Source organism: Pedobacter heparinus (assembly GCF_032678725.1).
GTDB lineage: Bacteria > Bacteroidota > Bacteroidia > Sphingobacteriales > Sphingobacteriaceae > Pedobacter > Pedobacter heparinus_A.
Window position 1 is genome coordinate 287,502 of the sequence record NZ_JAVTSC010000006.1, and the last position, 6,363, is coordinate 293,864.

Consider the following 6,363-nt stretch of genomic DNA (forward strand, 5'->3'; position numbering starts at 1 on the left):
AAATGAAATTAAAATAAATCCCAAAAATAAAATGAAGAAAGAAGATCTTTGGAAAATTTATGACAGTAATTATGCGAATGATTATAATGAAAGGTATCTATTAAATCCATTCTCACAGGTCAGCTCGTCAACGGAATTAAACATATTAAAAGACCTTATAAATGAGAAGACGCAATGGCTGGATCTCGGTTGTGGAACCGGGTATTTTTTAAGTTTATTCCCGGGGATTGACAGAGCCGGTTTAGATATGTCTCCAAAAATGTTAGAGCACGCTATCAAAACAAATCCCGATGCCCTATTTTTCAAAGAAGGTGATTTTAGGGAGAAAGTAAGCGAATGGAATAACAAATGGTCATTAATAACCTGCATGTGGGGAGCATATTGTTATGTTGATTCGGTTCAGGAAGTCGAAAAAGTAATTGAAAACATCATAAGTTGGACAAGCCAAGGTGGCGCTATATTCTTTCCGACTGTGGATCTTGAAGATGTTCGGCCCAACATGCAGATACCATATGAAGAGTTTACGGATGTTTTTGGTGGAAAAATAGCATTGACAAGTGTAACCTGGTCCTGGAAAGAACAGGAAAGTGGAAAAGAACATGAACACCTTGTGTCACCGCATATTGAACATTTCATTAAGTTACTGGAACCTCATTTTGAAACTATCGAAGTTATTCGATACCCACCGTATATGCCTGGATGGGTATCTAGAAAGGCCATATTGGCAAAAGGTAAGCGAACGTTTAACGAAAACGCAGAAGCAGCCAAAGTTATTTGGCATGAAATTCCAGCACCTAATGTTCAGGCTTCCGAAGAAGTAAATACCTCGTTTGTAAGTCCCCTTGCGCCTATTTCCAATAAACATTTACTTTTAGAGGTACTACATAGAGTAAGATCTGGTTCTTTCTATCAAGCCTTAAAAAGAAGACTTTTTCCAAGAAAAAATTAGCCTTTTTACAGCCAGCCAACCGTATTAGGAACTATATTATTTTTTATTTATTAAATGGAAGACAAAAATTATAAAACCATATCGATTCTAACATCATGTGAAGAAGATTGGGGCGGTAGTGAAGAGCTTTGGGCCAAATGTATTCCAATGCTAGATGCTGTAAAGGTTACAGTTTATAAGAAAAACATAAATCCACTTCATCCTGAGTTTGTCCGGTTAGCGGATTTAGGAATGCGATTAGTAGAACTGAACCCTGATTTATCTAAAGCAAAAAGAACAGTGAGGAAGTTTAAACAACTCATGAATAAAGCACTATATAATATCTACGTGGATCTTCAGGAGGTGAAACTGTTTCAAAAGAGCATAAAACAAACAAAACCAGACTTGGTTGTAATCTCTCAGGGTATAAATTTCGATGGGCTAATTTATGCCTATCAATGTCTGATCTGCAAAATTCCTTATGTCATCATTGCACAGAAGGCAGTAGATTTTTACTGGCCTAATCCGGATGCCAGGACGTTTATGAAAGAGACATTATTAAATGCAGAAATGTGTTTCTTCGTATCTAACCACAATAAAAAGTTGACAGAAGAACAATTCGGCATGCATCTTAAAAATAGTAAGGTCATATTCAATCCCGTAAAAACTTCGGTTAACCCACTCCCCTTTCCCTCAGCAGCAAATGGATACCATCTAGCCTGTGTCGCGCGCTTATTTATCATTGATAAAGGACAGGATATTCTTTTAAGAATCATGGCAAAAGATAAATGGAAGCAAAGAAATTTAAGTGTTTCATTTATAGGAACAGGCGTAGACGAGCATGGTTTGAAAGAAATGGCTGAGCTGTTGGGATTGAAAAATGTTCATTTTAAAGGTCATGAAAGCAACATTGAAAGTTCTTGGCTAAGTTATCATGCATTAGTACTACCTTCAAGAAGTGAAGGTTTGCCACTGGCAATGATTGAAGCCATGTCTGTTGGTAGACCAGTAATTGTAAGTAATGCTGGTGGAAATGAAGATGTGATCATTGATGGTCTGAATGGGTTTATAGCTGATGCTACAGAAAAGGATTTTGAAGCAGCGATGGAAAGGGCCTGGAACTTACGTGATGAATGGAAAAAAATTGGTGAAAATGCTTCTGCCTATGTAGCAGATAATATCCCTGATTCACCAGAAAGGGATTTTGCCGATGAACTTAACAACATACTACATGAATTACAAGATAGAAATCCCGCTTAATAGTAACTTTATTTTAAGGGATGTATAAATGAATGTCTTAAAAACAATAAGATCTGTGGAATGGTGGGAATACAAGCTACCCCCCTTACTTGCCATTGGATATGCTGCAGCCCTAAAATCCGGTACTTCATTTATTGATTTGGTCCCGCACATCTTATTTTTATTATTGTCTGTTACCATTGGGGCTATATATGTGAGTATTATCAATGATCTCACCGATATTGAAATAGATCTGGCTAGCGGAAAAAAGAACAGAATGGCAAATGTAAGCACTTTATGGAGATGGTTGTTGCCTGTTACCTGCTTACTGATCGGTGCTATATTTATGTATTATTTTTATCCTGACAGACTATCCCTTCTTTTATATCTTATGCCTTGGATGTGCTTTAGTTTGTATTCATTTGAACCCGTTAGATTAAAAGACAAGGGCATATGGGGTGTATTTGCAGATGCCTCCGGCTCTCATATTTTTACCAGTCTGTTGATGATCAGTAGTGTAAGTTTTTATGCAGGAGCTGCTATAGACTGGTTTTTTTTTTGCAGCACAGCAATTTGGGCATTTTGTTACGGGTTGAGGGGTATCTTATGGCATCAGTTTTATGATCGGGATAATGATATCACCGCTGGTGTTAATAGTTATGCAGTGAATGTTTCACCGCAGCAATTTAAATCAAAAGAAGTTTTCCTATTTCTGCTCGAATTGACTGCCATATCCGTAATGCTCCTCCGAATACAATTAATTTTACCTTTCGTGTTTTTATTGCTTTACGGTGCGCTATCTTTAATTAAGATATATTCTTTAAAGGATATCCCTGTGATTATTATTTCGCCAGACAAGCATTTTTTTATTTTAATGGGCGATTTTTATCAGGTATTTTTACCAATTGCACTGTTAATTACTGCGGCAGCGAAAGACCCATATGTTGTACTGGTTCTGATCGTGCATGTCGCTCTATTTCCGAAGAACACCAGCAATGCGCTCAGACAGTTTAGGGATTTTTTACTAACAAAACTGTAATCCAAGAAATTATATTTGTTTTTTGATGATTACAAGCTACCCTAAACATTGTTAAATAATAAAAATATTACTATTAGAGTTTTAAAATTGGTTAATTAGTATGATATTTAAGGAATTTAAAAGATTATATCTTCTGTAATTTGGTTACCTGCTTAAACGATTTTTAATTTGATTGCCTTTATATTTACTAAATATATTATTAAATGATATTTAATAACTTAGTTACAATAATAATTCCAACATTTAATAGAGAAAAAAAACTACCTAATGCAATTGACAGTGCTTTAAGTCAATCTTACAAAAATACCCAGATCATTGTTGTTGATGATGGCTCCGTTGATCAAACAGCAGAATTGGTTAAAAAATATCCTCAGGTAGAATATTACTATAAAGAAAATGGCGGACAGGCTTCAGCAAGAAATCTGGGGTTAAAACACGCTAAAGGTTCAATTATTGCTTCACTGGATTCTGATGACATCTGGTATACCGACTTTCTGAAAGATTGCGTGGAAAAACTGGAAGCTGATCAACTCGATTTTGTGTTTGCCAATTGGGATCAGGATTCAAAAAGTGGTGAAACCTGGGATTTTTTGAATAATGATCCATTTTTAGCATCCTATTTACATAAAGAAAAAAACCAATGGGTTAACTTAGATTATAAAGAAGTTAGAGATCTTTACATCAAATCCTGCCCTTCTCCTTCCTCATCATTAGTGATGAGAAAATCTTCCATTGTATCCGGATGGGATGAGGAAATGAATATTGGCGACGATTGGTGTTTATACCTGGAGATGATATTGACCAAAGAATGCCGGGCTGCTTTTACGCTTACTAAATTATGGCACAAAAGGATTGATGAGATCAATGTTTATGATGGCAGAAAATGGAGTGAGGTGGTCGAGTTCCTCTATATTGCAGATGCTAAAGCGAAGATTATTAAATTTGATAAGCTACTTACTTCGGTAGAAAGAAAGACCTTGGAAGAAAGGTATATGGCAGGCCTGGTTGAGTTCGCTAAACACAATTTAATCCGCGAGCTTAACTTCAAATATTCATTCATTTTACTCATCAGATCATTCTCAGTGAATATCCCTTTCACCTTAAAAGAAATCCCGAAAGTTTTTATCGCTGGTTTGCAGAACAAAAATAAGAAGCTGAAAAAGTTGTTGACGTAAAAGCGCCCGCTATTGATGATAACTAACTCTATGAGCCTTACAGTACCATATGAAAATTTAAAAATGCTCAATAGGCCATTTGAAGCTGCGTTTAAACAAAAATTTACCGATTTTCTGGACACCGGCTGGTATATACTAGGAAATGAGGTTACCAAATTTGAAGAAGAATTTGGCGACTACCACAATGAACAATACGTTGTTGGTGTAGCCAATGGACTAGATGCGTTAATCCTTTCCTTAAAGGCCTGCGACTTTAAAGACGGAGATGAAATCATTGTTCCCTCCAATACTTACATTGCTACAATCCTGTCTATTTTGCATTGCGGTTTGGTACCAGTTTTGGTTGAGCCGGATATGGAGACATACAATATAGATCCGGAAAATATACTTAAAGCCATTTCCAACAATACAAAAGCCATAATGGTAGTTCATTTATATGGACAATGCTGTGATATGGATCCAATCATATCAATTGCGTTGGATAAAAAGCTTAAAATAATAGAAGATTGCGCACAGGCACATGGCGCGTCCTATAAAGGAAAAATGGCAGGAACATTTGGCGATTTCGGTGCCTTTAGCTTCTATCCTACCAAAAACCTGGGGGCTTTGGGTGATGCAGGAGCACTAATTTGCAAGTCGGAAGCACACTATCAAAAGTTAAGACAGCTTAGAAATTATGGCTCTGAAAAAAAATATCACAATGAAGTTGTTGGGTACAATTCCCGATTAGATGAAATACAGGCAGCATTTTTAAGGATAAAGCTACCTTATCTTAATGAGATCAATCTCCATAAGAAAAAATTAGCGGCTATTTATCTTACAGAACTAAGAGAAGATTTCATAAAACCTGTGCTGAATAAGGACTTCGACAATGTTTACCATATATTTAACATCCGGCATCCTCAACGTGACAGGATAAAGGCATATTTGATGGAAAATCGCATCGGAACAGAAATTCATTATCCTATTGCTCCGCATAAACAGAAAGCACTAAAGTTTATGAACCATCTAAATTATCCGGTTTCTACAGAAATTCACAATACGACATTGAGTTTACCTTGTTCTTTTGCCCATACTGTTGAAGACATTTATTATGTTGTTGAAACCTTAAATAATTTTACTTTATAGCCCTGAGGACTTAATCTCCCTAAAAACGCCTTATACGCTTCAACTGCTCCTATTGTTGGTGGATTAATTCTTACCGTACTATAATAATCAGTTGGTAAATCAATGTCTGCTATACCCGCTCCTTTTAACGCGCTATCTGAAGCAGGAATAAAAGTGCTGAGATTTAGCTTTGTTGTTGTGTTATCTGCATAAGCTATATTGTTAGTTTGAGTTTCTACTGGGCCATTTATGGGATAAGGCGCCCCTCCTCCATCCATATAAGGGTTAACTGCTACGCAATCTCTAATTGTAATTCCGTCCCCATCTATTTCGCCACCAAATATGTCAACGCAGGTAGACGTATATTCATTACCTGGATCTACACCATCCATGGTTCCCATATTAACTGCTGTTATTCCAAGAATTTTTACATCACTTGATACCGATATCCCAGGCCATACTCTTTGACCACTTTCATATTGATTGATCTCTGCACAAGAGTATTTCCTTGATTCATAACCTATGATATTTCTAATCATAGAAGTTTCAATCGTACCATCATCAGTTCTGTTGAAAGGAACTATCCTATACATATTTCCATAATGACCTGTCCCCTTCATCCTTTCTACAATCCCTTTACCCATAAAACCAAATATTCTGGCATGATGAGTGGCAACAGGGTTTACATTTATAATTTCTATATCTTGTAAGGTCTTATCCGCCTATAGCTTTACAGTTGGTCTTATCCGCCTATAGCTTTACAGTTGGTCTTATCCGCCTATAGCTTTACAGTTTTTGGATAAACCATTTACTGTCAATGAAAGAAGAAGCAATTGCAAGATTTGATTATCCTGATGAACTTAAGGAAAAACTGG

6 protein-coding genes are annotated in these 6,363 nt (G+C 36.4%); 5 read left to right on the forward strand and 1 reads right to left on the reverse strand.

Annotated elements, in window-relative coordinates; genetic code table 11:
* Positions 1–31: 31 nt before the first annotated feature.
* The 5 genes from R2Q85_RS11985 to R2Q85_RS12005 all read left to right on the forward strand — a co-directional run bounded on the left by R2Q85_RS11985 (position 32) and on the right by R2Q85_RS12005 (position 5,509).
* Complete coding sequence (locus R2Q85_RS11985) at positions 32–949, forward strand: class I SAM-dependent methyltransferase (protein WP_316812023.1); 918 nt, start codon at positions 32–34, stop codon at positions 947–949.
* 54 nt (positions 950–1,003) lie between these two features.
* On the forward strand, positions 1,004–2,188 hold the full coding sequence (locus R2Q85_RS11990) for a glycosyltransferase (protein WP_316812024.1): 1,185 nt from the start codon (positions 1,004–1,006) through the stop codon (positions 2,186–2,188).
* A gap of 28 nt (positions 2,189–2,216) precedes the next feature.
* Positions 2,217–3,206 (forward strand): UbiA family prenyltransferase, encoded by a 990-nt coding sequence (locus R2Q85_RS11995; RefSeq protein WP_316812025.1) that lies wholly within the window; start codon positions 2,217–2,219, stop codon positions 3,204–3,206.
* 203 nt (positions 3,207–3,409) lie between these two features.
* Positions 3,410–4,381, forward strand: coding sequence for a glycosyltransferase family 2 protein (locus tag R2Q85_RS12000; protein ID WP_316812026.1), 972 nt, complete (start codon positions 3,410–3,412; stop codon positions 4,379–4,381).
* A 30-nt stretch (positions 4,382–4,411) separates the two neighbouring features.
* Complete coding sequence (locus tag R2Q85_RS12005; RefSeq protein ID WP_316812027.1) at positions 4,412–5,509, forward strand: DegT/DnrJ/EryC1/StrS family aminotransferase; 1,098 nt, start codon at positions 4,412–4,414, stop codon at positions 5,507–5,509.
* Here the strand turns inward: R2Q85_RS12005 and R2Q85_RS12010 are convergent.
* Positions 5,473–6,132: a hypothetical protein gene (locus R2Q85_RS12010; RefSeq protein WP_316812028.1), complete on the reverse strand. Its 660-nt coding sequence runs from the start codon at positions 6,130–6,132 to the stop codon at positions 5,473–5,475. The genes R2Q85_RS12005 and R2Q85_RS12010 overlap by 37 nt on opposite strands.
* Positions 6,133–6,363 lie beyond the last annotated feature (231 nt).

What these genes read in the sequence shown, in the direction of transcription:
- R2Q85_RS11985 (WP_316812023.1), top strand. Translation starts at nt 32, where the DNA reads ATGAAGAAAGAAGATCTTTGGAAAATTTATGACAGTAATTATGCGAAT.
- R2Q85_RS11990 (WP_316812024.1), top strand. Translation starts at nt 1,004, where the DNA reads ATGGAAGACAAAAATTATAAAACCATATCGATTCTAACATCATGTGAA.
- R2Q85_RS11995 (WP_316812025.1), top strand. Translation starts at nt 2,217, where the DNA reads ATGAATGTCTTAAAAACAATAAGATCTGTGGAATGGTGGGAATACAAG.
- R2Q85_RS12000 (WP_316812026.1), top strand. Translation starts at nt 3,410, where the DNA reads ATGATATTTAATAACTTAGTTACAATAATAATTCCAACATTTAATAGA.
- R2Q85_RS12005 (WP_316812027.1), top strand. Translation starts at nt 4,412, where the DNA reads ATGAGCCTTACAGTACCATATGAAAATTTAAAAATGCTCAATAGGCCA.
- R2Q85_RS12010 (WP_316812028.1), bottom strand. Translation starts at nt 6,132, where the DNA reads ATGGGTAAAGGGATTGTAGAAAGGATGAAGGGGACAGGTCATTATGGA.